General features: G+C 29.3%; 27 protein-coding genes and 2 tRNA genes. 11 read left to right on the top strand and 18 right to left on the bottom strand.

From position 1 onward, the window contains the following. Positions 1 to 99: 99 nt before the first annotated feature. The 5 genes from QPK35_RS04580 to QPK35_RS04560 all read left to right on the top strand — a co-directional run bounded on the left by QPK35_RS04580 (position 100) and on the right by QPK35_RS04560 (position 3,087). Complete coding sequence (locus tag QPK35_RS04580; RefSeq protein WP_290032813.1) at positions 100 to 702, top strand: XTP/dITP diphosphatase; 603 nt, start codon at positions 100 to 102, stop codon at positions 700 to 702. A gap of 255 nt (positions 703 to 957) precedes the next feature. Further along, positions 958 to 1,030 (top strand) — tRNA-Glu (locus QPK35_RS04575). A 127-nt stretch (positions 1,031 to 1,157) separates the two neighbouring features. Next, positions 1,158 to 1,466 carry a hypothetical protein gene (locus QPK35_RS04570; RefSeq protein ID WP_290032812.1) on the top strand — a complete coding sequence of 103 codons (309 nt, stop codon included), beginning with the start codon at positions 1,158 to 1,160 and terminating at the stop codon, positions 1,464 to 1,466. 214 nt (positions 1,467 to 1,680) lie between these two features. Further along, on the top strand, positions 1,681 to 1,983 hold the full coding sequence (locus QPK35_RS04565) for a hypothetical protein (RefSeq protein ID WP_290032811.1): 303 nt from the start codon (positions 1,681 to 1,683) through the stop codon (positions 1,981 to 1,983). A 165-nt stretch (positions 1,984 to 2,148) separates the two neighbouring features. Continuing rightward, a complete protein-coding gene (locus tag QPK35_RS04560) occupies positions 2,149 to 3,087 on the top strand; it encodes a nucleoside hydrolase (RefSeq protein ID WP_290032810.1) in 939 nt (312 codons plus the stop codon). Between the two features lie 587 nt (positions 3,088 to 3,674). Here QPK35_RS04560 and QPK35_RS04555 read toward each other — a convergent pair. The 13 genes from QPK35_RS04555 to QPK35_RS04495 form a co-directional block, all read right to left on the bottom strand. Next, complete coding sequence (locus tag QPK35_RS04555; protein ID WP_290032809.1) at positions 3,675 to 4,514, bottom strand: hypothetical protein; 840 nt, start codon at positions 4,512 to 4,514, stop codon at positions 3,675 to 3,677. 2 nt (positions 4,515 to 4,516) lie between these two features. Continuing rightward, complete coding sequence (locus tag QPK35_RS04550; RefSeq protein WP_290032808.1) at positions 4,517 to 5,035, bottom strand: Panacea domain-containing protein; 519 nt, start codon at positions 5,033 to 5,035, stop codon at positions 4,517 to 4,519. A gap of 633 nt (positions 5,036 to 5,668) precedes the next feature. Then, positions 5,669 to 6,121, bottom strand: coding sequence for a hypothetical protein (locus QPK35_RS04545; RefSeq protein WP_290032807.1), 453 nt, complete (start codon positions 6,119 to 6,121; stop codon positions 5,669 to 5,671). A 252-nt stretch (positions 6,122 to 6,373) separates the two neighbouring features. Further along, complete coding sequence (locus QPK35_RS04540; RefSeq protein WP_290032806.1) at positions 6,374 to 6,700, bottom strand: HTH domain-containing protein; 327 nt, start codon at positions 6,698 to 6,700, stop codon at positions 6,374 to 6,376. Beyond that, the gene (locus tag QPK35_RS04535) at positions 6,687 to 7,109 is read right to left on the bottom strand and encodes a sigma factor-like helix-turn-helix DNA-binding protein (RefSeq protein ID WP_290032805.1); all 423 of its coding nucleotides are present in this window, start codon (positions 7,107 to 7,109) and stop codon (positions 6,687 to 6,689) included. Before QPK35_RS04535 ends, QPK35_RS04540 begins: the two co-directional genes overlap by 14 nt. A 443-nt stretch (positions 7,110 to 7,552) precedes the next feature. Next, a complete protein-coding gene (locus QPK35_RS04530; RefSeq protein WP_290032804.1) occupies positions 7,553 to 9,106 on the bottom strand; it encodes a DNA primase family protein in 1,554 nt (517 codons plus the stop codon). Next, positions 9,107 to 9,895 (bottom strand): bifunctional DNA primase/polymerase, encoded by a 789-nt coding sequence (locus tag QPK35_RS04525; RefSeq protein ID WP_290032803.1) that lies wholly within the window; start codon positions 9,893 to 9,895, stop codon positions 9,107 to 9,109. Between the two features lie 181 nt (positions 9,896 to 10,076). Then, positions 10,077 to 10,352 carry a helix-turn-helix domain-containing protein gene (locus tag QPK35_RS04520; protein WP_290032802.1) on the bottom strand — a complete coding sequence of 92 codons (276 nt, stop codon included), beginning with the start codon at positions 10,350 to 10,352 and terminating at the stop codon, positions 10,077 to 10,079. A 10-nt stretch (positions 10,353 to 10,362) separates the two neighbouring features. Beyond that, positions 10,363 to 10,542 carry a hypothetical protein gene (locus tag QPK35_RS04515; RefSeq protein WP_290032801.1) on the bottom strand — a complete coding sequence of 60 codons (180 nt, stop codon included), beginning with the start codon at positions 10,540 to 10,542 and terminating at the stop codon, positions 10,363 to 10,365. Then, positions 10,526 to 10,747 (bottom strand): hypothetical protein, encoded by a 222-nt coding sequence (locus QPK35_RS04510; RefSeq protein WP_290032800.1) that lies wholly within the window; start codon positions 10,745 to 10,747, stop codon positions 10,526 to 10,528. The genes QPK35_RS04515 and QPK35_RS04510 overlap by 17 nt, the downstream gene beginning before the upstream one ends. Positions 10,748 to 10,763: 16 nt before the next feature. Further along, positions 10,764 to 10,907, bottom strand: a complete 144-nt coding sequence (locus tag QPK35_RS04505) for a hypothetical protein (protein WP_290032799.1) — start codon at positions 10,905 to 10,907, stop codon at positions 10,764 to 10,766. Positions 10,908 to 10,921: 14 nt separating this feature from the next. After that, positions 10,922 to 11,581 carry a Rha family transcriptional regulator gene (locus QPK35_RS04500; protein ID WP_290032798.1) on the bottom strand — a complete coding sequence of 220 codons (660 nt, stop codon included), beginning with the start codon at positions 11,579 to 11,581 and terminating at the stop codon, positions 10,922 to 10,924. A gap of 14 nt (positions 11,582 to 11,595) precedes the next feature. After that, the gene (locus QPK35_RS04495; RefSeq protein WP_290032797.1) at positions 11,596 to 11,805 is read right to left on the bottom strand and encodes a helix-turn-helix domain-containing protein; all 210 of its coding nucleotides are present in this window, start codon (positions 11,803 to 11,805) and stop codon (positions 11,596 to 11,598) included. A 156-nt stretch (positions 11,806 to 11,961) separates the two neighbouring features. Between QPK35_RS04495 and QPK35_RS04490 the strand changes: the two genes are divergently transcribed. Both QPK35_RS04490 and QPK35_RS04485 read left to right on the top strand, forming a co-directional pair. Then, complete coding sequence (locus QPK35_RS04490; protein ID WP_290032796.1) at positions 11,962 to 12,666, top strand: helix-turn-helix domain-containing protein; 705 nt, start codon at positions 11,962 to 11,964, stop codon at positions 12,664 to 12,666. Between the two features lie 603 nt (positions 12,667 to 13,269). Next, positions 13,270 to 14,412, top strand: coding sequence for a tyrosine-type recombinase/integrase (locus tag QPK35_RS04485; RefSeq protein WP_290032795.1), 1,143 nt, complete (start codon positions 13,270 to 13,272; stop codon positions 14,410 to 14,412). Between the two features lie 185 nt (positions 14,413 to 14,597). Here the strand turns inward: QPK35_RS04485 and QPK35_RS04480 are convergent. Continuing rightward, a tRNA-Gln gene (locus tag QPK35_RS04480) sits at positions 14,598 to 14,670 on the bottom strand. A gap of 158 nt (positions 14,671 to 14,828) precedes the next feature. On the opposite strand from QPK35_RS04480, the gene QPK35_RS04475 reads away from it, so the two are divergent. Then, the gene (locus QPK35_RS04475) at positions 14,829 to 15,095 is read left to right on the top strand and encodes a LysR family transcriptional regulator (protein WP_290032794.1); all 267 of its coding nucleotides are present in this window, start codon (positions 14,829 to 14,831) and stop codon (positions 15,093 to 15,095) included. A gap of 63 nt (positions 15,096 to 15,158) precedes the next feature. Here QPK35_RS04475 and QPK35_RS04470 read toward each other — a convergent pair whose 3' ends face one another. Beyond that, positions 15,159 to 15,488 carry a hypothetical protein gene (locus tag QPK35_RS04470; RefSeq protein ID WP_290032793.1) on the bottom strand — a complete coding sequence of 110 codons (330 nt, stop codon included), beginning with the start codon at positions 15,486 to 15,488 and terminating at the stop codon, positions 15,159 to 15,161. 130 nt (positions 15,489 to 15,618) lie between these two features. Here QPK35_RS04470 and QPK35_RS04465 point away from each other — a divergent pair, with 130 nt between their 5' ends. The 3 genes from QPK35_RS04465 (at position 15,619) to manA (ending at position 18,320) form a co-directional block, all read left to right on the top strand. Further along, positions 15,619 to 16,296 carry a histidine phosphatase family protein gene (locus QPK35_RS04465; protein ID WP_290032792.1) on the top strand — a complete coding sequence of 226 codons (678 nt, stop codon included), beginning with the start codon at positions 15,619 to 15,621 and terminating at the stop codon, positions 16,294 to 16,296. Further along, the gene (locus QPK35_RS04460) at positions 16,277 to 17,275 is read left to right on the top strand and encodes a serine hydrolase domain-containing protein (protein WP_290032791.1); all 999 of its coding nucleotides are present in this window, start codon (positions 16,277 to 16,279) and stop codon (positions 17,273 to 17,275) included. The genes QPK35_RS04465 and QPK35_RS04460 overlap by 20 nt, the downstream gene beginning before the upstream one ends. A gap of 79 nt (positions 17,276 to 17,354) precedes the next feature. Then, a complete protein-coding gene (gene manA / locus QPK35_RS04455) occupies positions 17,355 to 18,320 on the top strand; it encodes a mannose-6-phosphate isomerase, class I (RefSeq protein ID WP_290032790.1) in 966 nt (321 codons plus the stop codon). Between the two features lie 66 nt (positions 18,321 to 18,386). On the opposite strand, the gene ade is transcribed toward manA, so the two are convergent. The 3 genes from ade to QPK35_RS04440 all read right to left on the bottom strand — a co-directional run bounded on the left by ade (position 18,387) and on the right by QPK35_RS04440 (position 22,286). Continuing rightward, positions 18,387 to 20,063, bottom strand: a complete 1,677-nt coding sequence (gene ade / locus QPK35_RS04450; RefSeq protein WP_435302705.1) for an adenine deaminase — start codon at positions 20,061 to 20,063, stop codon at positions 18,387 to 18,389. A 169-nt stretch (positions 20,064 to 20,232) separates the two neighbouring features. After that, a complete protein-coding gene (locus QPK35_RS04445) occupies positions 20,233 to 20,937 on the bottom strand; it encodes a type 1 glutamine amidotransferase (RefSeq protein WP_290032788.1) in 705 nt (234 codons plus the stop codon). After that, entirely contained in the window at positions 20,937 to 22,286 is a 1,350-nt protein-coding gene (locus tag QPK35_RS04440) for a Mur ligase family protein (protein WP_290032787.1), read from the bottom strand. Before QPK35_RS04440 ends, QPK35_RS04445 begins: the two co-directional genes overlap by 1 nt. Positions 22,287 to 22,449 lie beyond the last annotated feature (163 nt).

Here is a 22,449-nt window from a genome sequence, read left to right as displayed (position 1 = left end):
ACAACTATTACTATTATATCGTTTTACTGTAGAAAATTCTTACTAATTTAAATGATGAATGATAAAATGAAGATAAAATTAAACAATGAGGTTTTTAAAATGGAACAAATATTAATTGCTACAAAAAATCCAGGTAAGGCACGTGAATATCGTAAAATTTTTGAGCCAAAAGGATTTGAAGTAATTACTTTATTAGATTTAGAAGAACAGAGTATTCCTTCAATCGATGAAAATGGACAATCTTTTGATGAGAATGCTTATATTAAAGCACAGGCATTAACTGATGCAATGAAAATTACTGTTTTAGCTGATGATTCAGGATTATGTGTTGATGCTTTAAATGGAGCACCAGGAATTCATTCAGCACGTTATGCAGGAGATCATGATGATGAAGCTAATCGCAAAAAATTACTATTAGAAATGAAAGATGTTCCAAAAGAAAAAAGAACAGCTCACTTTCATACTTCAATCGTAGTTACTCATCCTACAAAGGAAAATCTTAAAGTTAGTGGCGAAGCAGAGGGAAGAATTTTAACACATGAAGTTGGTGAAAAAGGATTTGGATATGATCCACTCTTCTATTCATTTGATTTAGATAAGACATTTGCCGAAGCAACGGTTGATGAAAAGAACAGTGTAAGTCATCGAGGTAAAGCAGTAAGATCATTAATGAAACAGTTTGACAAATGGTGGACTGATTAAGAATGGATTGAACTTAATGCGGCACGAAATTGAAGATTTAAAATTAAGGTTAATAAAGTGGAGTATATTTACATTAGTTTGCTTAATAATGGGGAACTTGTTTAGCATACACTTTTTGATTTTAGTAGGATTTTTTAGTTTAATCTGGTGTATAGTATTATTCTTCTTGTTTATATATCTGTTATTACGTCATTTTTATGATCACCATTAAGTTTGACTTTTTTATGAACATCTGTATAATAGTAAGAGTAAATTTGCCCGTTGGTCAAATTGGTTAAGACGTCGCCCTCTCAAGGCGGAGTTGCGGGTTCGATCCCCGTACGGGTGATATACTCTGGAATGCTCGTATTTTTATGAGCATTTTTATTATATTTTTAAAATATAAATTTTTTTAGCAACTAATTTATTTTTACGATATAATATTAGAGTAAGTAAATCAGGTGAGGAGGAGTAACATGCTAAATAAAACAAAACATTTTTTAAGAGCGCATGGCGTTGACTATGAAAAAGAGCACGTTAATCCATTAATCGTGCCTGAGAAAGTGTATGTATTAAAATTTGGTAGAGGCAATCGTCTAAACAATCGTTTTATTGTTGAACATACTTATACATGGACTGGTCGGATTAAGATAAATAATATTATATTAAGACTACATGGCCAGCACCATCCTCGTGAATTTCATAATGAAGCAGAATTATTGAATTATTTACGAAGACATGAAAAAGCATTTTCTCAAAATAAAAAAAAGAAAAAGCATGTATGATCAATGCATATTAGTTGATTAAATTAACCAATGACATTATGATAATGGTGGTTGATGAAGTAAGGCTTTGCTCTAGTAGGTGAGTGAAAGCAGTTCAACCAAAAATCTTCGCTCCAGAAAGAGGAGCGAAGTTTTTTTATTTTTAAATGATGCGTATTTAATATTTTAAAGTGACAAAAAGCATATAATTTAAAAAAGAAGGGGATGATAGCATATGTCTGAAAGACGAAAATTAAGTCATGAAAATTTGGTATATCAAGTGATTTCTGAACAGGAGAGAGTTAATGCGGGAGAGATTACACCTGTTGTTTTATCTAAATTGGTATCTTTAGTAAAAGAAGAAAATCCTTCAATCGATAAAGAAATGATTAGGACAGATATAGAGAATATGTTAGGGAAAAAATTATTCCTATTTGAATTAATTGATGATAATTTTGTAGATGTTGAACAGAAAAAGATTTCACTTGATGATTTAAATAAAAACACTTTATTGATAGCAAGTAAGGAAAAAATTTAATAGCAATATTACAAAAGAGGAATCTATAAAAAGTTCCTCTTTTTTTGTTATTTTGAACTTAAAATATATTTATCACATTTAATGTCAGTTTTATAATGAACAAAAACGTTAAAAGTGGTAAAATAATACGTGTTTAGTAGTAGAAGTTTTAAAGGAGTTTTATAAATGAAAAATGTTTATTTTAATCATGATGGTAATGTCGATGATTTAACATCTTTGTTATTATTATTACAAGTTCCAGATATTAATTTGATTGGAGTGGGAGTTACAGATGCCGATTGTTTTGTTAAACCTGCTGCAGAAGCATCACGCAAGATAATCGATCGTTTTAATAGTTTTAATCATAAGTTAGAAGTTGCATTATCTGATTCTCGACCAAAACACCCATTTCCAAAAGAATGGCGCTTAAGTTCTTACGCATTTAATTCATTTCCTATTTTAAATGAAAAGGGGAAGATTAAAACTCCTCAAGCTGAAAAACCTGCACATCTTGATATGATTGATAAAATTATGAATCAGGATGGAAAAACGATCTTAATCATGACTGGACCATTGTCAGATTTAGCAAGAGCATTAGAAATTCAACCTGAAATTCAAAATAAAATTGAAAAATTATATTGGATGGGAGGTTCTCTTGATGGTCATGGGAACGTTATAGAACCTGATTATGATGGTACAGCTGAATGGAATGCTTTTTGGGATCCAGAGGCTGTAAAAACAGTTTGGAATTCTAATTTAGATATTCAAATGGTGGGACTTGAAAGTACAGAAGAATTACCACTTAACATAAAATTGAGAGACCATTGGGCTAGTTTAAGGAAATATCCTGCAATGGATTTAATTGGACAGGGATATGCTCTTGTACTTAATTATGAAGCTAATTCAGTTTATTATCTATGGGATGTGCTTACAACCATCTCAAGCTTGTATCCTGAAACTATTAAGTCGAAAAAGGTTAAAAGTGATGTGATTGTTGGAGGACATGCTGATGGTCGGACATATCCAACTGAGAATGGAAGAGAAATTACATTAGTGACTGAAGCAGATGAAACTAAATTTTATAAAATAATGGATGATTTAGCTAAGTCAGCACATTTCGAATAATTAAAAAAAAGATCTATAAATATTTATAGATCTTTTTTTAATTATTCAAATTCAATTGAGCATACAGGGCACAAAAACAAATAGCCTTAAACGTTGATATATCAAGCGTTTAATGATGTTGCTTTTTTATAAGGTCTCCTTTAGGGTCTCTCAATAAATAAAGTTTGCCTGTTCTTATAATTACAAGAAATGATATAATTTAAATGTACATAACAACCCTTGAAATTCCTAACCGTGTTTTTTAACATGGTTATTTTTTTATGTTAGCATTTGTTAGCATTTTTAAAAGATAGATGTATTAAAAATAAAATTAAATTAAAGTAATATGAAAGAGTTAAGTTTAAAAGTATGTTTTACTGATTGAGTATATAAAAAAACTCACGTAAACCATTCAAGATAATACGTGAGAAAAATCATAAAATTTATATAATTAATTCAATGTGAATGTTTTTTCTTTTTATTAGTTTTAAATACAACATAGAGAACAATAGCTATAATTATAGTTAGTATTCCAGCAATTATCAAATAAATCGGTACAGCCTTATATAATTCATTATGATCAAAAAATCTAATTATGCAACTAATAATTAAAATAGCTGAAAAAATAAGCATTGAGCATATAAAAACTGGATATTTTTTATGATACTACATTCGCATTTTTTATCGTTTCCATGATGACTACAACTTAGTGTATCCCTGTCTGTTATTCTTGCAATGCTTTGAATTAATAAAAATATCAAACAAAGTAATCCTAGCATCAATGAAGAAAAACATATAAGAGTAGTAGATATAGAAGTATTATGAAGATTTGATAAAATTTCTTTTAGACTATCAAAACCACCAAACATCCCAAAAATTAATGCTGAAAATATTCCTAATATTGCGATAAAATCTGTATATATAGAATTTTTAATATTGCTTGCATCCTCTGCTATTACTTTTGCTTTCCGAGCTATTTCGCTTGCCTCTGAACTTTCTTCTTGTATTTTAGATATCTGTAACATACAAAGTTTAAAATGTGTTTCAATTTTAGTTTTAATTTTTTTATCATTGTTACATAAAGGATCATTTTCTTTTTCATCAAAATACAAGTTAAACTCATACGAAGCATCACTATTATCATCATATAGTTTCATTTTGCAGTTATAAATTAATTCTGTTATTTCATCATAAGGAATATTATCTTTATCTAACATGGATAATAATTTTAAAAGCATCATACTTAAATCTTTTTTTATGTGAGTTTTATCAGATACTTTTAACATATAATAGTTTTCTTTTTTACTAGTTTGTAGATTATATTGTTTTATTAATTTTGAAACGCGATTATATTGATTTTTTGATAAGCCTATTTCATTTTTGATATACAAAATATTAAGTACTAATGTTAAAAATAATAAATCTTTACTACGATTTTGTTCATCCATAATTATTGTCCTCTAACAAAATTATTGCGTATTAATGTATCTAAATCTGCATCTAATTTAACATCATTTTTCCCATAATAAATAGGTTCATGACTATGAATATCTTCTTCATTTTGTTTCCATAATGGAAGTGAGTGTGTATATTCCACTATATTAAATACATTTATACTTAATAATTTTTTTAAATACCTTTTTACTAAATCTTTAAATTCAGAAGGTATTTTTTCTTCATTATATGTATGAGTTTCAAATTGAAAACTATTAAAATTAAATTCCTCATGGTCGCTAACTTTTTTTATAGGATTTGAACCATAACTGCTATATTCTGCATATACTTCAGGAATAACTGGACCATAATCATAAGCTTTAAAAAAGCTATCTAAAGGATAGTCGCAATTATATTCTTTAATGTATTGGGCAACTAAAACAAAAAGTACCTTTTGAAGTTGTAAATTTGTAATTGATAATTTTTCTTTAATTGCCTTATCAACAATATAATCAGCACAGTCCATAGCTAACATTTTTAAAACCTCCTAGAAAATGTGATACTTTAATCATTACTGTGATTGTAACACAGAATAAAAATCTACAATAAAATTTAATAAACGTCAATTATATTTAATAAAAAATAAATATTTTTTACATTCAATTAATTTTAATACCTTTCAATATTTTACCAACGTTTCTAAACTGGACAATTAAAACTATTAAAGTGGCTGTAATATGCTTTGTATCAATGATTTACCCAAAACAAAAAGGAGCGTTTTGTCTAGTTTTGTCCAGTTTACATTAAAGTTAATCAAAACATTAATAAACGTTACTATAATAAGCAATTAGCAAAATATAAAAAGCATATTTTGTAAACCATATTTATAAAATTAAAATGGATGCAGTCAGTTATATAAAATAAAAAACTGGATATTTTCCAGTTTTATTTAATATTAAATTTTAGATTTCGCACCCGATATTAAAAAATATGTTAGGTTTTGTCAGGTTCATTATTAATAATATTGCTATGCCAATCATAATAAAAAACTTTTGAAAAGCGAATTTATTATAAATGAATGTCCGTGTCCGCTCCTAGCTATTTGTAATTATATTTTTTAATAGTAGGGGGGATAAAAATAACCGTGAATAATCACGGCCATAATATTTTATTTAATTTGCTTATATAGATATTCTTTGAAACCCTTTAATTTGTCTTGAATATTATTATATTCTTCTTTGCTACTCATTTCGGGATAATCTTTACAACATTCCAAGTAATCATCAAAAGTTAAACTATCAGCAAGCATTCCGATTTCTATTTGTAAGCTGTTTAAATGTTGGTTTAGTCTCTTAACGTTATCCGCTAAACTATTAAATTCGTGGACTTCATTATTATATTTTGTTATCTCTTTTGGGTCGCTTAAATCATCAATAATCATTTTACTTTTATGTAGATTAAATGGAAATTTAAGCGTATAAATGCGATTTGCTGTTAGTTGTTTAAAGCGGTCATTTAAATAGCTATCTAGGTTTTTTAATCTCTTGTAGTCATTTAATAATTTGTGTGTTTGGTCGTTAAATTCGTAAATATCAGCGAATAATAATTCTAATATGTTCATTTAATATACTTCCTTTATGTTTCTTGAATACATAAGTAATAAATCATTGATATTACTATGGTTATCATTATTGTATCTATTATGATCCATGTTACTTTTCTATCTTCGTTATTGTGGTTAAGGAATAATGATAATAGAAACGATATTAACGTAATAATAAAAATAGTCATATTGTGGCAACTCTCCTAATAATTGTCTATTAAATAATTTGTTTGTTTTATTTTAAAGGCAATTAATTTAGAAAGCAATAAGTTATATAATTCTTTTATCCCAGTTTTTTAAATCGGCATTAGCTAAACTATTAATATTATTCATCATGCTTGTTGCTTGGCTTGTTAGCATTGCAACACATTTATTTCTATCAAATTCATCTTTTGCAATTGAATATCCCGCATTTTTGCCATTTCTTTCTGAAACAATCGGAATACCTTTACTTCTTAATTTTGCTACTGCATCAGTAACAGTTCTTGATGAAACATTTGCTATTTGCGTTATTTCTAATCTTGATACTGCTTTGCCACGGTTAGCAATAATATTTAAAATACGTTTTTCAACCTTTGATAATTTAATGCTTTTCAATATAATCTTCCTTTCTTAAATCTATATTCGTAACCATTGCCAACATATCAGCAAATATTAATAATGCTTTGTTATTTAATTGTTTAACTGTACTTTCGCCGTATTGCATCTTTTGAGCAATTTGCCAATAAGATAAATGTTCAAAATAACGGTATTTTATTACCTTTTTACATTGTTCATTTTGTATGCGTTCAATAATAGTCTTTATAGTATCTACAATATTTTTATAATAGGATGCGGTTATTGTCTTATCTTCTTGTATATTGCTGTTGGTTGATACTTTAGTTCCGTTATAACTAATACTTTTTAAATCTGCTAAAGTTGCTAGTTGTTTATATTTTTCAAAATCATTTTTAAAGAAATATCTCACATTTTTACAAGTTTGTTTTTGTTGTTTTGTAAGCGTCATTGACTGCATCCTTTCCAATAAATATAATTTAATTTAGTCATATTATTTATTGTTTAGGATGCATCCAAGCATCTTTTTTTATTACTAAAATAGGTTGAATAAACTATTTAAAATGTAAATAACCAATTTTAACCTCGTTTTTGTGTTGCTTTTTCGTTATGTGGTAGTTAAGAAATGCCTATATATCAACGTTTATTTTATATACTTACATTTGTTACTTTTTTACGATAGTTACGTAAACGCCTATATATCAACGTTTATAAAGCATAACTTACATAACTAACGTTTTTCGTATATGTTTCAATTCCTTATATATATTATTATTATTATTTACTTATATATAAATATATATAAGTAAGTAACGTAAGTAACGATAGTTCTCTTACTCTCTCAAGCGATTAAGTTACTTACGTATTATTTTTTATTAGTAAGTTATTCGTAAGCTATTTTTTATAAAATAATCGTTGGTATTTATCGGGGTCAACATTGCATAAATAACGTTGGTCGTTTCTTAATTCATCCAATTTCTGTTGATCTTTACCACTCCAATATTTAAGTGGCTTTAATCTTGGTGTTGGTGTATATTCCCAACCTTTATTTTTTAAAATCTTTTGCACTCTTAAAGTAAAAGTACGTTGTTTAATTTTTTGGTGGTTGTTTTCCATGTCCATACAAACCATGAAATAATTAAATAAAAATGAGCTTGGTATGCGTGTACTTTCTAACTCGTCCAAATATTTATTAATAAAATAATAAACGGCGTCATTATCTTCTTTAATCTCTTGTGTTGCATTGTTGCTTTCGTCTGTTTGAATAAATGTAGTTACTGGTTTGCTATGCAAGGCTTTATATAAAAGCCATTCAAGTAGTTCTTTACGATTAATATAATCATCTTTGATTTTTCTATTTTTAGGCGTCGCTTGGTATTGATGATTAAATTTTACAATTCTAAACCGTCTTAAATGAGCGTCTGTACTATCTTTAAAACGTGGTACGCCATTCATTGATTGAATGATTAAACTATTAAAACGGTTGTAATATAAGGGTAGTCCTTTCGGGTTAATAATCATTGTTTCGCCAGTTACTAAAGATTTAAAATTGCTACTATTTTCATTAAATGTATTTGGGTCATTATCATCTCCAATAATTACGGCTTTTTCATCCACGCCCGCAAGTTTAAAATCATCTTCAAACTCAATTAGTTTTAATTGTCCGCAATTTTCTTCGCCAACTAAGTTCATTATCAATTTTTCAAAAGTGCTTTTTCCTGTTCTTCCTTGTCCGTTATCTACTAAAAAGATAGCAGCTTCATGCGAAATATTAGCGTCAATGCTAGCCGTGATAATTTGCCATAATAGATTAATCTTGTCTTGTTGTCCGTTTGCAATTTCATTAAACCATTTAGAAACAGACCAACCATTATAAACGGGTTCAGTGGATGCATTCGGGTTGTAATTAGTCGCTATTTTTGTAGTAAATACATAATCAGGACTAAAGGGCAATAATTTATCTTTTTCACGGTTATAGATGCCATTATTTACAATAGTTAAATTATTATCATACGTTCTAGATGTTTCTTTACATTCAATAAGTAACTTATTCCTAATTTCTTTAATCATTCTTTCGGTTGCTTGATTATCTACATAATTAATCAGCGTACTAATTCTTTTTATATTCTTTGTATATATTCCGTTGTCTAAGTCATACCAATATAACGGCGATTGTTCTAATTCTTTCTCATTTTCTCCAATAGTTCTAAAAATTGCATATTTTTCAACAATGTTAGTTATTTCTCTGAATGTTAAACGTGGCTTTCTTACTTCTCCTTTATGCGCTCCGCTTTCAATAGTGTATTCTTTATTTTTACGCAAATTATTGCCCGCCTGTTTCAATTTGCTAAATAGTTCTTGGTTTGTTTTGGGTGGTTCATTATTTGATTGTTGTAATTTACGTAACTTTTCCATATTCTTTTGTGTTTCTTCGTCAATAAGCATCATTTACGCGGTCATCCTCCTTAATATGCTTTTGAATATTGTATTTACTTCTTTATTTTTCAATGGTGGACTAATAAAGGTATCATTGATAGCATGCGCAAACTGGTAAACTGTTTCAGGGTCTGCACCAGTTCCAAAAAGCCAACCAATAACGCCAGTAAGCCAGTTATTGCGGTTTCCTTGTCCTGTTCCTTTTGCTATCTCATCTAATTTTTTACCAGTGTAATATTTATTAGTTGGTACTCTTATTTTGTAATGAAAATCAGTGTTTGGATGCTGTTGTAATTCGTTATATATCCAACGTGGCGCTTTAGTTGCATCTTGTAGACTAATATTATTAATCGGTTTATAAATGTATTCAGCAACGCAAGAGGGCGAAATAATAACGCCGTCTGTTCGTATTTCTGCGCCAAGATGATTACCTAAATTGAATAATGTTTTATTAGTTGGCGTTAGTGATTTATTAGTTTTATAAATTAGATGAGTTCCACCGCTTTGGGTTCTCTCGGTATATGTTTGAGGTAAGTTGTAATTTCTTTTTTTAAGTTCAATTAAAACTTCCTTTAATTGATTTTGATTACTTATATCAATATCAATAAGCACTAATTTATTTTGCGATAATGCTAGTCCTAGATTATTTTGTTTATGATAAGTTTGTTTAATTAAATCAATATCATTAGTAGCATCTTTATAGCCATGAGAATTTTTAAGAGGTATTTTGCTGTTATGCGATAACTGAAATACTTTAAATTTGTTTTTAGCAAGCTGTAACGCTTTTTGTTTTGTGTTCATTTAATTCATCCTTTAATGGTGTTGTTTATTTTATTTATTGCTGTTAAAATTAAGTTTAAGGGTCATCTTTTATGCTTGTAATTTAAGTAAAAAGTCGTTTCTCGAAATTATAAGAGTGGGCAAACTCTTTTTGTATTTCTCTATTTATTAAGTCGTTTTTTAAACGGCTTTTTTATTTTGTTTAAATAAGTTCTTCATGTTCTTTTAAAAAATTAATGATGGTTTCTTTTCCGATTAGTTGCATCCCGTCTATATTTGCAACTGGTAAACCATTTCTAATAAATTTATAAATAGTATCAGTTGAAACGCCTAACCATTTAGCCATTTCTTTTTTATTTAAATAGGGCTTAGCGTGTTGTTCTTCTTGTTTTGCTTTACTAATTGCATTTTTAACAGTGTTATAAATATCGTTGCTTAATTCCTTGCGTTGCTGTTCATCTAACACAACTTGAAACATGTTTTTATCCTCACTTTCCAACAATCTCCAACATTTTATCTATGTAATGCCGACCATAAAACATTACATAAAGTAGATTTTGAATAATATTATTTTCATCATCATAGTTTTTAACTTGCTTGAATTGCGTTTCAAAATCTTTTAAGTCGGCCAACATTTGAAATAGCTTTTCTTTATCTAGATTGTTCATTGTGCTTGTAATCCTTTCTTGTAACTAATTCATCAATTGCTTTTGTATTTCCGCTTAATTCACTAATAATATAAAAAATTGAATTTTCTAAGCGGTTAAATTCATAATCTTTTAACTTATCTTTAGTTCGTGAAATACTTTCTATTGCATCATCTAATAAAGTGATTAAGGCTTTATTTTGTAAATTTAATTCTTCAATATCCATTTAATTCAATTCCTTTCTAGTTGGCCAAACTCAATAAATATTCTTTTAGTCCTTTAACTTTCCAATTATGATCGTTAATAATTTTTTTATTTCTTTGTGGGTCTGATGCAATTTTTTTCTTTAACAATGATTCATATTTTGTAATTTCGATTATTTTCATGTTTAATTCCTTTCTTAAATTGTTACTTGTAGCGTTCCACCATTTAAATATGCTTTGATTTGTTGGTAGTCCATATTAAGCGATAGCAAAGCAATAATTTTATTTTCTAACCCTTGATACTTTTCTAATTGGTTAACGTTCATTAGTTCAGTAATAGGGGTCTTTTTATCTGCTTTGCATGATGCTTTAAATTGTTTGCATGATTTACCAGTTGTAACTTTACAAAGCAAATTTGTAAACATTGAATACGGATGTGGGTAATTTTCTTTTAAATTCCATTCTTTAACTGCATCCGTTAATGTTTTACGTTTGCTTTTATCTTCAAGCCTTAAAGAATGTCTTTTCTTTAATTCGTTACGTGTTGCATAAAATTGCCGTGTGAGTTCAAATTTGAATGCTACTACATTAGGCGTATTTTTTAGCAATGTAATTAAAAAGGTGGCTTGTTGTTCGTTTAAGTGATAAATCTTTCTAGGTCTACCACCTTTTGAATTTTTAGGAGGTTTAGCGATTTCAAATGTCAAAACTCCTAAACGTTCAAGCGTTGTTTTATGTGTTTCGATTAGTTTTCTAATGCTTTTATGCTCATTCTCGCTATATTCCGCAATAACCTCACTTGTTGTATAAGGTTCAGCGGTACTTAATGCCGTGGTTTTGAATACTAATTCTTTCATTAATTGCATCCTCCTTACTGCTCTTTGAGTACGTCTAATTGAGATATAAGCCAGCTATTTAATTTATCAAAGGTTGATTTATAAACGTTTGTTTTTTCGCCTTTAAAAATTTTGTCTAGTGTCCAACGGCTTACGCCGGTTTGTTTTGACATTTCTAACACAGATATATTTAACTCCCCGCGTTTTCGTTTAAGAGCTAAAATTTGAGAATTTGTTAATTTCATACTACTATCTTCTTTCTATGTTCTACTTTTTGAAGAGTGTCAACCTTGATTAACAATATATTCTACTTTTAGTGGAATGTCAATTGAATAAATCAACTTTTAGTAGAATAAGTGTTTTTTTTATGATAAATTTATAAGTGAAAGAAGGATATTTTGATGAAAAAGTACAAAAATAGAATACGAGAATTAAGAGAAGAAAAAGGTATTTCACAGAAAAAATTAGCGGAGGCGATTGGTAAATCTTTTCAAACTGTATCATTTTATGAAAATGGTAAAAGGGAACCTAAACTAGAGACATGGAAAAAAATAGCTGATTTTTTTAATGTACCAATTTCGTATTTGCAGGGGTATTTGGGATATAGTGCCAGTGAAATAAAGGACGATGTATATGGACTGATGATTACTAATGATGATGAAATGCACGATTATATCCATATAAAAAGTTTAAGAACGTATTTTTTAAACGATAGAAATAAGATATATCAATTAAAAAACACTAGTTTAGAGGATATATTGAAAAATATTGAGCGGAACGGTGAAATAGATTTCCAAAAAAGAGATTTGGTATTAGATGACTTGTTAAGTGATATTTTTCCATTTGATTTTTTTATAAATCTTGGTTTAAATTTTTCCGACAATATCACTAATAAGTATGGAAATCTAATAGACGATAATAAATTAGTCCCATACTTATTAGATAAAATGGATAAATATTTGAAACAAGAACCTAGAAAATACTCACATAATGACGTACCTAAAAAAGTAGACTTAGATGATGATGTTATTTTTACGTACGAAGGTCGAGAAATACCCAAGGAAGACCTTGAGTTGATTAAAAGATTTATGAGAGGAAAAGACTAAAAAGCCATAATGAAACAATTAAAAATATAATGATCTATATTTTAATGAGCTCAAATTTGAGCCGGAGTCTAAGTTTAATTTAGTGCGTTTCTTAGTAGTGAAAAGTAGTAATTTTAAATATTACCTTTAATCATTATTAAGTTGTTTTCTGATATTATTTCAGGTTTTTCAAGTTTCGAATGCATTCAGTTTTTAAATCTTTTTTATAGTGTCGCAAATGTAACTTTAATCGTTAAAAAATGTAAGGTTTTGCAAGATTTTGCAAGGTTTTAAAGTACAGTACACTAAATATATTTAGCTTGTTAAAACGTTGTTATATTAGTGCTTATAAGTAAATTAAGCCAATTAAAAAAGCCTTGTTTTCTGCATTTTTCTGCACTTTTTAAGTGTTAACATTTAATTACTACAAAATATACAACCTTGTTAAATCTCTGTTATGTGGTTATTTATGTGCAATTTAATTTATTATTTATAATAAAGAAAATGCTGTTAATATAACGTTTTTAGCAATTTATTTTAAATTTAAATCTTGGCCACAAATACAATTTAATAGATTTCTTGGAATTATAAGAGCGGGCAAACTCAAAGAAAGGAATTTCAGGAATGGTAAAAATTGTTAAGTACGAAAATTCAAAACATGAAACACGTTACAAATTTCGTTTGTATGCGGGTGTAGATGAAAAGACAGGCAAAAAGCGTTACGTTAAGCGTTCTAATTTTTTAAGCGAACAAGATGCACAAAAAGAGCTTTCAAAAATTTCATATCAAGTAAGCACAGGCGAATTTTTTAAACAGGATAGTAATATTAGATTTAATGAGTTATTAGAATTGTGGTTTGATTTATATAAAGGAACTGTTAAGCCCTCAACCTTTGCAACCACTAAACGTATTTTAAATATGCATGTATTACCACTTTTTAAAGATTACTATGTTAAAAAAATAACGCTTGTTGATTGTCAAAAGGCTGTTAATAAGTGGTTTAAAGAATATCCTAAGCAATTAAACAGATATGTATTTTATACAACTAGAATACTTGATTATGCTGTTAAATTAGAAATTATCAATAAAAACCCTTTTAAGAACGTTACTAAACCAAAAATAAAAAGGGATGCATCCACTTTCACAAATTTTTATTCAAAAGCAGAATTAAACCAGTTTTTACACTGTTGTAAGAATAATGGTAATTTTAAAATTTACACTTTCTTTCGTTTGCTAGCATATAGCGGAATGCGAAAAGGCGAGGCTTTGGCACTTACTTGGAAAGATATTAATTTTAATAAAAACATGATTACAATTAATAAAACTGTAACTATGGTTGAAAATAATAAGTTAGTTATTCAATCGCCTAAAACATTATCAAGCAAACGTAATTTATATATGGATAAAGAAACCATGAGCATTTTAAAAGAATGGAAAGTTAAACAGTCGCATATTTTTTATATGAATGGAAAAAATATTCTTGATGACCGCTTAATATTTTCAAATAAAAAAGGGTCAATCTTGCATCCAACACGACCAAATAACTGGATGCATCAATTAAGTAAGAAATATGGTTTGAAATATATTTCTTGTCATGGCTTTAGGCATACTCATGCAAGTATATTATTCCAAGCAGGAGCAACCATAAAAGAGGTTCAAAACAGGTTAGGACATGCGGATGCAAAAACTACATTAAATGTATATACTCACGTTACACAAAAAGAGCAAAGCGAAACAGTAATTAAATTTGCTAATTATTTAAATTAGGGTCTCTCTTTTTATGTTTTATTGTTGATAATCGTTAATATATCAATGATTGTCTAATGCGTTTCAGGGTCTCTTTTAGGGTCTCTCCAGTGTAGTTATCCACAATTATTTGTAGATACTAGAAAATAAAAAAGCCTATAAACTCAACGTTTATAGACAATCATAGATAGTTATAAAGGTCTCAATTGAGCATACAGGGTTCGAACCTGTAAATTATGGATTCAGAGTCCACTGCCTTACCAATTTGGCGAATGCTCAATAATTATAACAGTTTAATTCTATTAAATTGGAAATAATATGTCAAGCAACCATCATGCGCTATGTTTAACTTTTTTTAGTGAAAATTAAGAAAAATCTTTTAAAATAGAATTTCTCGTGTATAATAATATCAAAAGCTAAAGAGGGGATTATTGATAATGCATAAAGTTTTGCTTGTCATGCATGATGTTAAATTTGAAGATTATTATCGAATGAATAAAATTGAATTTGAAATTATGCCTGAAGTTGGTCAGTATATTTATAATACTGACGGTCTAGTATATGAAGTTGAAGCAATTACTCAATTTGCAGGATATGTTTCTGAAAAAGGAGCAGTTGCAGTAATTGTTGTACATCCAGTAGCAAAAGACGAGCCAGTAAGTAATTTGTATAATTTAAATATTGAGGAAGACTTAGACGATTAATTTAGTTAATTAACAATTAAGCCTAGATTCAGCCATATTATAGGCGGAGAATCTAGGCTTTTTTTATTCAAAGGATAATTCGATTAAGTATACTTTGGCCTGATTTAAATGAGCAGTTGTGATCCATACTTCGTCAAAATATGGAATAGGTTTACCAGCCATTTCCCAGTAAGTTTTGAATAAATGTTGATGTTTATTAATAAAATCTTCTGGTAAAAGGTTAACCATTAATTTATTTGCAGGAAAATAGAAATCTTCGTGATCAATGTGAATTGAATCAGGAATAAATAATTGAACAACATTTTCATATGGAGATTTAGTTTTAGTTACCATTTCAGGATTATGTTCAATCTGATTTAAAATTTTATAAATAGAATCAAATGTAAGTTCCATTTGCAGGCCTTCTCTCTTAGTTCTATCTATATTTTAACAGGAATAACAGAAACATAGTAACAGATAATTTATAAAAGTTAATTGATTGGTTTATAATGTTAATATTCAAGTTAAAGAAAGGAGAAAAGAGATGGCTGTAGTTCATTTTTATCTCGTTAGGCATGGACAAACAAAATTAAATCGTCAAGTTCGTTTGCAAGGAATTACAGATTCTCCTTTGACTAAAAAAGGAATTAGAATGGCAAGAAGATTGGGATATGAGCTTAGAAAGATAAAGTTTCGTGCGGTTTTTACAAGCGATTTGAAGCGAACGCAAGATACTGCTAAATATATTTTAGAGGAGAACCTGCAAAGAATTCCTCCAATTTATCGTGATCCTGATTTGAGGGAATTAAGTTTTGGTAGATTTGAAGAAGCACATAATTTTGAAGTGATTCCACAGGCATTGCGTACTTTAGGGATCAGAAAAATAATTCGTGCATTTTTAAATGAAGAACATGTAGGTGAATTGATTAAAATTTTTCGTACAATGGATGGGACAGAGAAAATCGAAGACTCCGCTCATTTATATTCACGCTTTAGTCGGGCATTAAAATTAATTGGTAATGAATATCAAGATGAAGAATGTAATATTTTGATTGTAACTCATGGATTGATATTATCGAATTTTATCGAAAGTTTATGTGGTGATGTGCCAGTATTTTTATTAGATAATTCACGAGCAAGTTTAGTAGATTATCAAGATGGAAAGTTTAAGATTCGGTATATAAATCAATTGGAGGATTTAAATGAGAAAACAAGAAATTAAAAAGGAACTTAAACAACTTGTATCAGATAAAGTAGTTCCTGGAATTTCATATGCAATTATAGATAAAAATAATGTTGAAACACATGTATTTGGAAAATCACAAATTATTCCGATAAAAAAAGAATTAAGATATGGCATGTTATATGATGTTGCTTCGCTAACGAAAGTTGTAGGGACAACTACTTTAATTTTGAATTTGGTAGAAAAAGGTAGACTATCATTAAATGATAAGGTAGCAGATTTTATTCCTTTGTTTGATGATCAACGTGTAACAGTACGTCATTTATTAACACATACATCTGCTATTTCTGGATATATTCCACATCGGGATGAACTTAATCGTAAAGAATTATTGGATGCATTAGATTCATTAAAAGTAGGGGACTGGTTCGATAAAAAAGTCGTCTATACGGATGTTGGATTAATAATGTTAGGACAAATGATTGAATCATTTTATCATGAACCTGTGCAAAAAACTATAACAGAAAAGATATTGGAACCATTAAATTTAAAAGAAAGCACATTTAATCCACAAAAGCAGTTTTCTGTCCCTACTGAGATTACTGATAAACGAGGATTAATTCAAGGAGAGGTGCATGATCCTAAAGCTTTTGTTTTGAAGGAACATTGTGCATCTGCAGGATTATTTATGACATTGAATGATTTAATTAAATTTGCAAATTGGATTTTAAGTGATGAACACGAAAATGATATTTTGACTAATCAAACGATTAATAGTTTATTTAAAGATTGGACAACAAATCATTTACAACGTTCACTAGGATGGGATTTGCGTTTTAGTCCTGATCAAACACCATGGATTTATCATACAGGATATACTGGAACATTTATTTTATTGAGCAAAAAGTATCAACAAGGACTAATTGTTTTAACAAATCGAGTTCATCCATCGTCTAATAATCAAGAGTTCTTAGATCGAAGAGATAAAATAGTAAGTAAATTCGTAAAATTCGATTAATGGTAGCGTTTACATCTGATTGACAACTTGATAAAATTAATTTGTAAATAAATTTCAATCAGATAGAAGGTAGTATATTATGAATGAACCAATCTTCTTGAAACCATTTTTCCAAGAAAAAATTTGGGGTGGAAAAAGGTTAAAAGATGAATTTGATTACGATATTCCAAGTAATCATACGGGGGAATGTTGGGCAATTTCTGCTCATCCACATGGATTATCAATTGTGGAAAATGGACCATTTAAAGGCAAGAGTTTGGAATATGTGTGGAAAAATCATCGAGAGGAATTTGGAAATGCCAAAGGGGATGTATTTCCATTACTTGTAAAAATTTTAGATGCAAAGGATGATTTATCTGTACAAGTTCACCCTGATGATGCATATGCCGAAAAACATGAACATGAGTTGGGGAAAAATGAATGTTGGTATGTAATTAAAGCAGATAAGGGAGCTCAAATTTATTATGGGCACAATGCTAAATCGCGAAGTGAGTTAAAGGAAATGATTTATAATCATGAATGGAATAAATTATTTCGAAAAAAGACTGTACATGAAGGCGATTTTATTTATGTGCCAAGTGGCACAGTACATGCTCTTGGTAAGGGATTAATGGTATTAGAAACACAACAAAGTTCAGATACTACATATCGCATTTATGATTTTGATCGAATTGATCCACATACAAAACAAAAACGAAAATTACATTTAAAACAATCAGTGGAATGTATAAGTGTGCCACAAAAAGATTGGCAAATAAAACCAGAAAATTACCATATTGGTGATGTTTTAGTTACTCGTTTTATTTCAAATAAATTTTTTTCTGTATATAAGTGGGTAGTTGATGGAGGAAGTGGAGTATTTAAACAACAAGCTCCATATATGTTGGTTTCTGTTTTAGATGGAAGTGGATCAATAAAAATTGCTGACCAAGAATATTTAATAAAAAAGGGAATGCACTTTATATTACCATTTTCAGTTAAAAGTTGGAAAATTCAAGGAAATTTACAAATAATTGCTTCAGAACCTGGGAAAAGCATTTGCTAATTAAAAACTAAAAAACTAAGGGTAGATTATTACCCTTAGTTTTTTTAGTTTTTATTATTATTATTATTATTTTTCTAGATTGCTTACATTAATAAATTTTTGTTGATCAAAATCATAAAGTCCTTGATCTGTAATTTTAAGTGTTGGAATTACAGGAAGAGCTAAAAATGAAAGTGTGATAAATGGATCAAATTTAATTTCCTGACTAATAGAACGATAAGCATCTTGAACATTTTTAAGATCAGTATTAGCTTCTTGATATGGCTTATCAGACATTAATCCGCCAATTGAAAGAGGCATTGATGCTAATTCTTTTTGATCATCAAAGACAGTAATTCCTCCATCAATTTCTTTTAAATGTAAAATTGCATTCAAAATTGCTTGATCATTTGTACCCACAGCAATTAAATTATGTGAATCATGAGCAATTGTAGAAGCAATAGCTCCTTGTTGTAATTTAAAGCCTTTTACAATACCTACGCCTACTGTATTTAAGTGGTGGTGTCGTTCAACTACAACAATTTTAAGTTGATCTTTGGAAGTATCTGGTACAAATAAATTATTTTCGACAGTTACGTCCTCAATAAGATGCTTTGTGTCGATATGATTAGGAATAACACCGATAATATTTGCTTTTGAAGATTGCATTTTTAATTCTAGTTGGTTAGGAGTAATTGAAAAGTTCATAGAACTTGGACAATTTGCATTTGAAGCATGTGATTCTGTGGAGTTAATAATTTCTCCATCTTTGATTACGGAATGAATAGATACATTTTGATAGTCATCTAAAACAACAATGTCAGCATTAAAACTACTACTTAATGCTCCTAAGTTTGAAAGGTGATGGGCATTAGCAGCGTTATAGCTAGCCATTGTGTAGGCAGTTTCAGGACGGATACCATGTTGAATTGCTAACTTAATGCAGTAGTTAATACCGCCTTCTTCAAGTAAACTACTGATTAATTTATCATCAGTACAAAAGGCAAAGCGTTGTGCGTTCGATTCATTGACAACATTAATGATATTTTCTAAATCACGTTCAACGGTTCCTTCGCGTAAGAAAACATAGAAACCTAATTTAATACGTTCAAGCGCCTGTTCAGGAGTAGAACATTCATGATCAGTTGTAATATGATTTTGTTGAAAAATATCAAGTTGTTGCCGATTTAAGCCAGCTCCATGTCCATCAATTTGTCGATGATTTGCTAAGCAATCGTTGATCTTTTCTAACATGTCAGCATCTTTGCTGGCAACAGCGGGATAATCCATTATTTCTGCTAAGCCACAGACATTAGGTGTTTGGTAATAAGAACGGAGCTTTTTAGCGTCAAGTTTTTCATAGTTATGTTCAAATGATGTGCATGGAACGCAAGAGGGTAACATAATGAAAGTGTTTAATTGAGTTTTTTTAGCATCTTCGAGCATAAAATCAATGCCACGAGTGCCATAGACGTTAGCAATTTCATGAGGATCAGCAAAAATAGAAGTGGTGCCTTGTTGGAGAAGAACTTTACCGAATTCACTAGGACGAACAAGTGAACTCTCAATATGAACATGAGCATCGATGAATCCGGGAACTAAATATTTATCAGAATAATCAAGGGTTTGATTAGCAGTGAAATCTTCTTGCTCACCAGTAGCGACAATTTTACCCTGATTAATCCATAAAATATTTGGTTCAAATGTCCGCGTAAAGACATTTAATACATGTTGGCTAGTAATTTTTAAATCAACATTTTGCAATCTAATCATCCCTTTATAATGTATTTGGTTACGAATTATCCTATATTTTATCATATAAATTGTTAATGTAAATACTAAATTTCAATTGTTTGATTTTTTTAAATCTGTCTAAAAAACAATAAAACCGAATAAAATAAAAGAGGTCTGGCATTGGAGCCAGTACCTCTAATTAGTATGTTGGTTTGATTTCAAGAGCTTCTTGTTGTGAAAAATCATCATTTGGATATTTGTGTTTTAGTGCAAGTAATAGTAATCGTTTAGCTAAATTACCATTCCGAGCAAGAATTGGTCCATGGAAGTAAGTACCATATGTATTTTTATAAATAGCACCTTCAAAACCATCTTGGCCATTGTTACCATTTCCGACAATAACTTTACCTAGTGGTTTTTCATCATCACCAAGGTAAGTTACACCGCTATGATTTTCAAATCCATGATATTCTTCTCCCGTTTCTTCGTTTTTAATAGTAATATCGCCAATAAAACGGTTATTTTTTTGAGTTTCTGTACGGTGAGATAAGACACCAAGTCCAGGAATTTTAACACCATCAGCACCAACATAATATTGGCCAAGCATTTGATAACCACCGCAAATAGCTAACAAAGGCTTACCCTCTTCAACGAATTTTTGGATTTCATCATGCTTATTAGGTAAATCTTTTGATACAATTGTTTGTTCAAAGTCTTGACCACCACCAAAAAGGGCAATGTCAAAATTATCAGCGTTGAAAGTATCATCTAATGAAATTAATTGAACATCGATATCAGTATTCATTTGTTTAGCATAGTATTTCATAACTAAAATATTACCAATATCACTATAAGTATTTAACAAATCACCATATAAGTGTGCTAAACGTAATTCATATTTCATTAATCCATACCTCCTTTGATGTATCCTTCATCAGCTAATAATTTACGTAATTGAAGAACTGCGGTATATGTTGCAAGAACATAAACATGTTTTGTTGGCATTTGTTCTATGAATTTAACTGCTTCAGTTAAGTTTTCACGTTGATGGAAATTTTCTTCTGGGACGCCTGCGACTCTTAATCTAAAAGTAATATCTTTATAGCGTTCGCCACCAGTTAGAACTGAAGGAATGCGATCAAATGGTAATTCTTCAAAAGATCCATCCCAAATCCAACTAGTATCAATTCCATCAGCATAGTTAGCGTTTAGTAATACAGCTAATGAAAATGGATTGCGATCTGTCTTAATCATTTGTAAAACTTGATCTAATCCAACCGGATTTTTAACTAAAATTAAAGTTACATCTTTATCACCGACTTTAATGACTTCTTGACGTCCAAAGATTTTTTGGTCAGGTGAGCTTAATGCTTTAGTGATTTCAAATGGAAGTAATTCGAATTCACTACCTACTGCATATGCGGCTAAAGCATTGTAGATATTATATGTTCCACCAATATGAAGAGTAACTTCTTCATTATTGATTTTGAATTTTGACCATTGTGGAGATTGGTCAATGATTTCAGTAACATTATATGTTAATTCAGGTCGTTTATAACCACAGTGAGGACAGTAATATTTACCTAAATTACCATATGTACGACTCTTAAAGCGGATGATGTGATTACATTCGGGACATAAAACACCATCTGTATTTGCAGGAGCTTTTTGATCACGATCTTCCTCATTATCAAAACCAAAGTAAACAGTAGGGTTAGGGAGATCTACACTATTAAACAAAGGTTCATCACCATTAGCAATGATTTTTGCTTTTGGATGCATTTTGATTCCCTTTAAAATTTTATTGTAAGTAGTGTAAATTTCACCAAAACGATCAAGTTGATCACGGAATAAGTTAGTTAAAACGAAAGCACTTGGTTCAATATATTGAGAAATAATTGGAACATTTGCTTCGTCAGTTTCTAAAACAGCTAGCTTTTTGCCATGTTTACTTTTTTTAGCTGTTAAAAATGCAGTTACGATTCCTTGTTTCATATTGGAACCACTAGGATTGGTTAAGATATTATCATACTTTTCAGATAATACTTTAACAGTTAGAGCTGTTGTAAGAGTTTTACCATTAGTTCCAGTAACAATAATAATTTCATAATCTTTCGCTAGTGCTTGTAATACATCAGGATCGATGGCTAAAGTTAATTTGCCAGGTAAACTAGTTCCGCCATGCATAAAGTTATGAAGAAACCAGTAAGATGATTTACCAGCTGCAATAGCAATATTGCTTTTTAGAGACATCTATGAAAATCCTCCTGTAATAATATTCTTTTTGTATTTTATCACAAATTTAGTCAGAGTAGTTTTGATTTAAGTTTTACTTTGGTTAATTTGCAAAATTATATAAAGTCTATAATTAACAGTGAAATTTAATTGTAAATCGTATATACTAAAATGGAATGAA

The sequence above is a fragment of the Ligilactobacillus cholophilus genome (genome assembly GCF_030389495.1).
Taxonomy (GTDB): domain Bacteria; phylum Bacillota; class Bacilli; order Lactobacillales; family Lactobacillaceae; genus Ligilactobacillus; species Ligilactobacillus cholophilus.
Note: the sequence above shows the minus strand (reverse complement) of the source record. Positions and strands in the feature narration are given on the sequence as shown.

What these genes read in the sequence shown, in the direction of transcription:
- QPK35_RS04580 (WP_290032813.1), top strand. Translation starts at nt 100, where the DNA reads ATGGAACAAATATTAATTGCTACAAAAAATCCAGGTAAGGCACGTGAA.
- QPK35_RS04570 (WP_290032812.1), top strand. Translation starts at nt 1,158, where the DNA reads ATGCTAAATAAAACAAAACATTTTTTAAGAGCGCATGGCGTTGACTAT.
- QPK35_RS04565 (WP_290032811.1), top strand. Translation starts at nt 1,681, where the DNA reads ATGTCTGAAAGACGAAAATTAAGTCATGAAAATTTGGTATATCAAGTG.
- QPK35_RS04560 (WP_290032810.1), top strand. Translation starts at nt 2,149, where the DNA reads ATGAAAAATGTTTATTTTAATCATGATGGTAATGTCGATGATTTAACA.
- QPK35_RS04555 (WP_290032809.1), bottom strand. Translation starts at nt 4,514, where the DNA reads ATGGATGAACAAAATCGTAGTAAAGATTTATTATTTTTAACATTAGTA.
- QPK35_RS04550 (WP_290032808.1), bottom strand. Translation starts at nt 5,035, where the DNA reads ATGTTAGCTATGGACTGTGCTGATTATATTGTTGATAAGGCAATTAAA.
- QPK35_RS04545 (WP_290032807.1), bottom strand. Translation starts at nt 6,121, where the DNA reads ATGAACATATTAGAATTATTATTCGCTGATATTTACGAATTTAACGAC.
- QPK35_RS04535 (WP_290032805.1), bottom strand. Translation starts at nt 7,109, where the DNA reads ATGACGCTTACAAAACAACAAAAACAAACTTGTAAAAATGTGAGATAT.
- QPK35_RS04530 (WP_290032804.1), bottom strand. Translation starts at nt 9,106, where the DNA reads ATGATGCTTATTGACGAAGAAACACAAAAGAATATGGAAAAGTTACGT.
- QPK35_RS04525 (WP_290032803.1), bottom strand. Translation starts at nt 9,895, where the DNA reads ATGAACACAAAACAAAAAGCGTTACAGCTTGCTAAAAACAAATTTAAA.
- QPK35_RS04520 (WP_290032802.1), bottom strand. Translation starts at nt 10,352, where the DNA reads ATGTTTCAAGTTGTGTTAGATGAACAGCAACGCAAGGAATTAAGCAAC.
- QPK35_RS04515 (WP_290032801.1), bottom strand. Translation starts at nt 10,542, where the DNA reads ATGAACAATCTAGATAAAGAAAAGCTATTTCAAATGTTGGCCGACTTA.
- QPK35_RS04510 (WP_290032800.1), bottom strand. Translation starts at nt 10,747, where the DNA reads ATGGATATTGAAGAATTAAATTTACAAAATAAAGCCTTAATCACTTTA.
- QPK35_RS04505 (WP_290032799.1), bottom strand. Translation starts at nt 10,907, where the DNA reads ATGAAAATAATCGAAATTACAAAATATGAATCATTGTTAAAGAAAAAA.
- QPK35_RS04500 (WP_290032798.1), bottom strand. Translation starts at nt 11,581, where the DNA reads ATGAAAGAATTAGTATTCAAAACCACGGCATTAAGTACCGCTGAACCT.
- QPK35_RS04495 (WP_290032797.1), bottom strand. Translation starts at nt 11,805, where the DNA reads ATGAAATTAACAAATTCTCAAATTTTAGCTCTTAAACGAAAACGCGGG.
- QPK35_RS04490 (WP_290032796.1), top strand. Translation starts at nt 11,962, where the DNA reads ATGAAAAAGTACAAAAATAGAATACGAGAATTAAGAGAAGAAAAAGGT.
- QPK35_RS04485 (WP_290032795.1), top strand. Translation starts at nt 13,270, where the DNA reads ATGGTAAAAATTGTTAAGTACGAAAATTCAAAACATGAAACACGTTAC.
- QPK35_RS04475 (WP_290032794.1), top strand. Translation starts at nt 14,829, where the DNA reads ATGCATAAAGTTTTGCTTGTCATGCATGATGTTAAATTTGAAGATTAT.
- QPK35_RS04470 (WP_290032793.1), bottom strand. Translation starts at nt 15,488, where the DNA reads ATGGAACTTACATTTGATTCTATTTATAAAATTTTAAATCAGATTGAA.
- QPK35_RS04465 (WP_290032792.1), top strand. Translation starts at nt 15,619, where the DNA reads ATGGCTGTAGTTCATTTTTATCTCGTTAGGCATGGACAAACAAAATTA.
- QPK35_RS04460 (WP_290032791.1), top strand. Translation starts at nt 16,277, where the DNA reads ATGAGAAAACAAGAAATTAAAAAGGAACTTAAACAACTTGTATCAGAT.
- manA (WP_290032790.1), top strand. Translation starts at nt 17,355, where the DNA reads ATGAATGAACCAATCTTCTTGAAACCATTTTTCCAAGAAAAAATTTGG.
- QPK35_RS04445 (WP_290032788.1), bottom strand. Translation starts at nt 20,937, where the DNA reads ATGAAATATGAATTACGTTTAGCACACTTATATGGTGATTTGTTAAAT.
- QPK35_RS04440 (WP_290032787.1), bottom strand. Translation starts at nt 22,286, where the DNA reads ATGTCTCTAAAAAGCAATATTGCTATTGCAGCTGGTAAATCATCTTAC.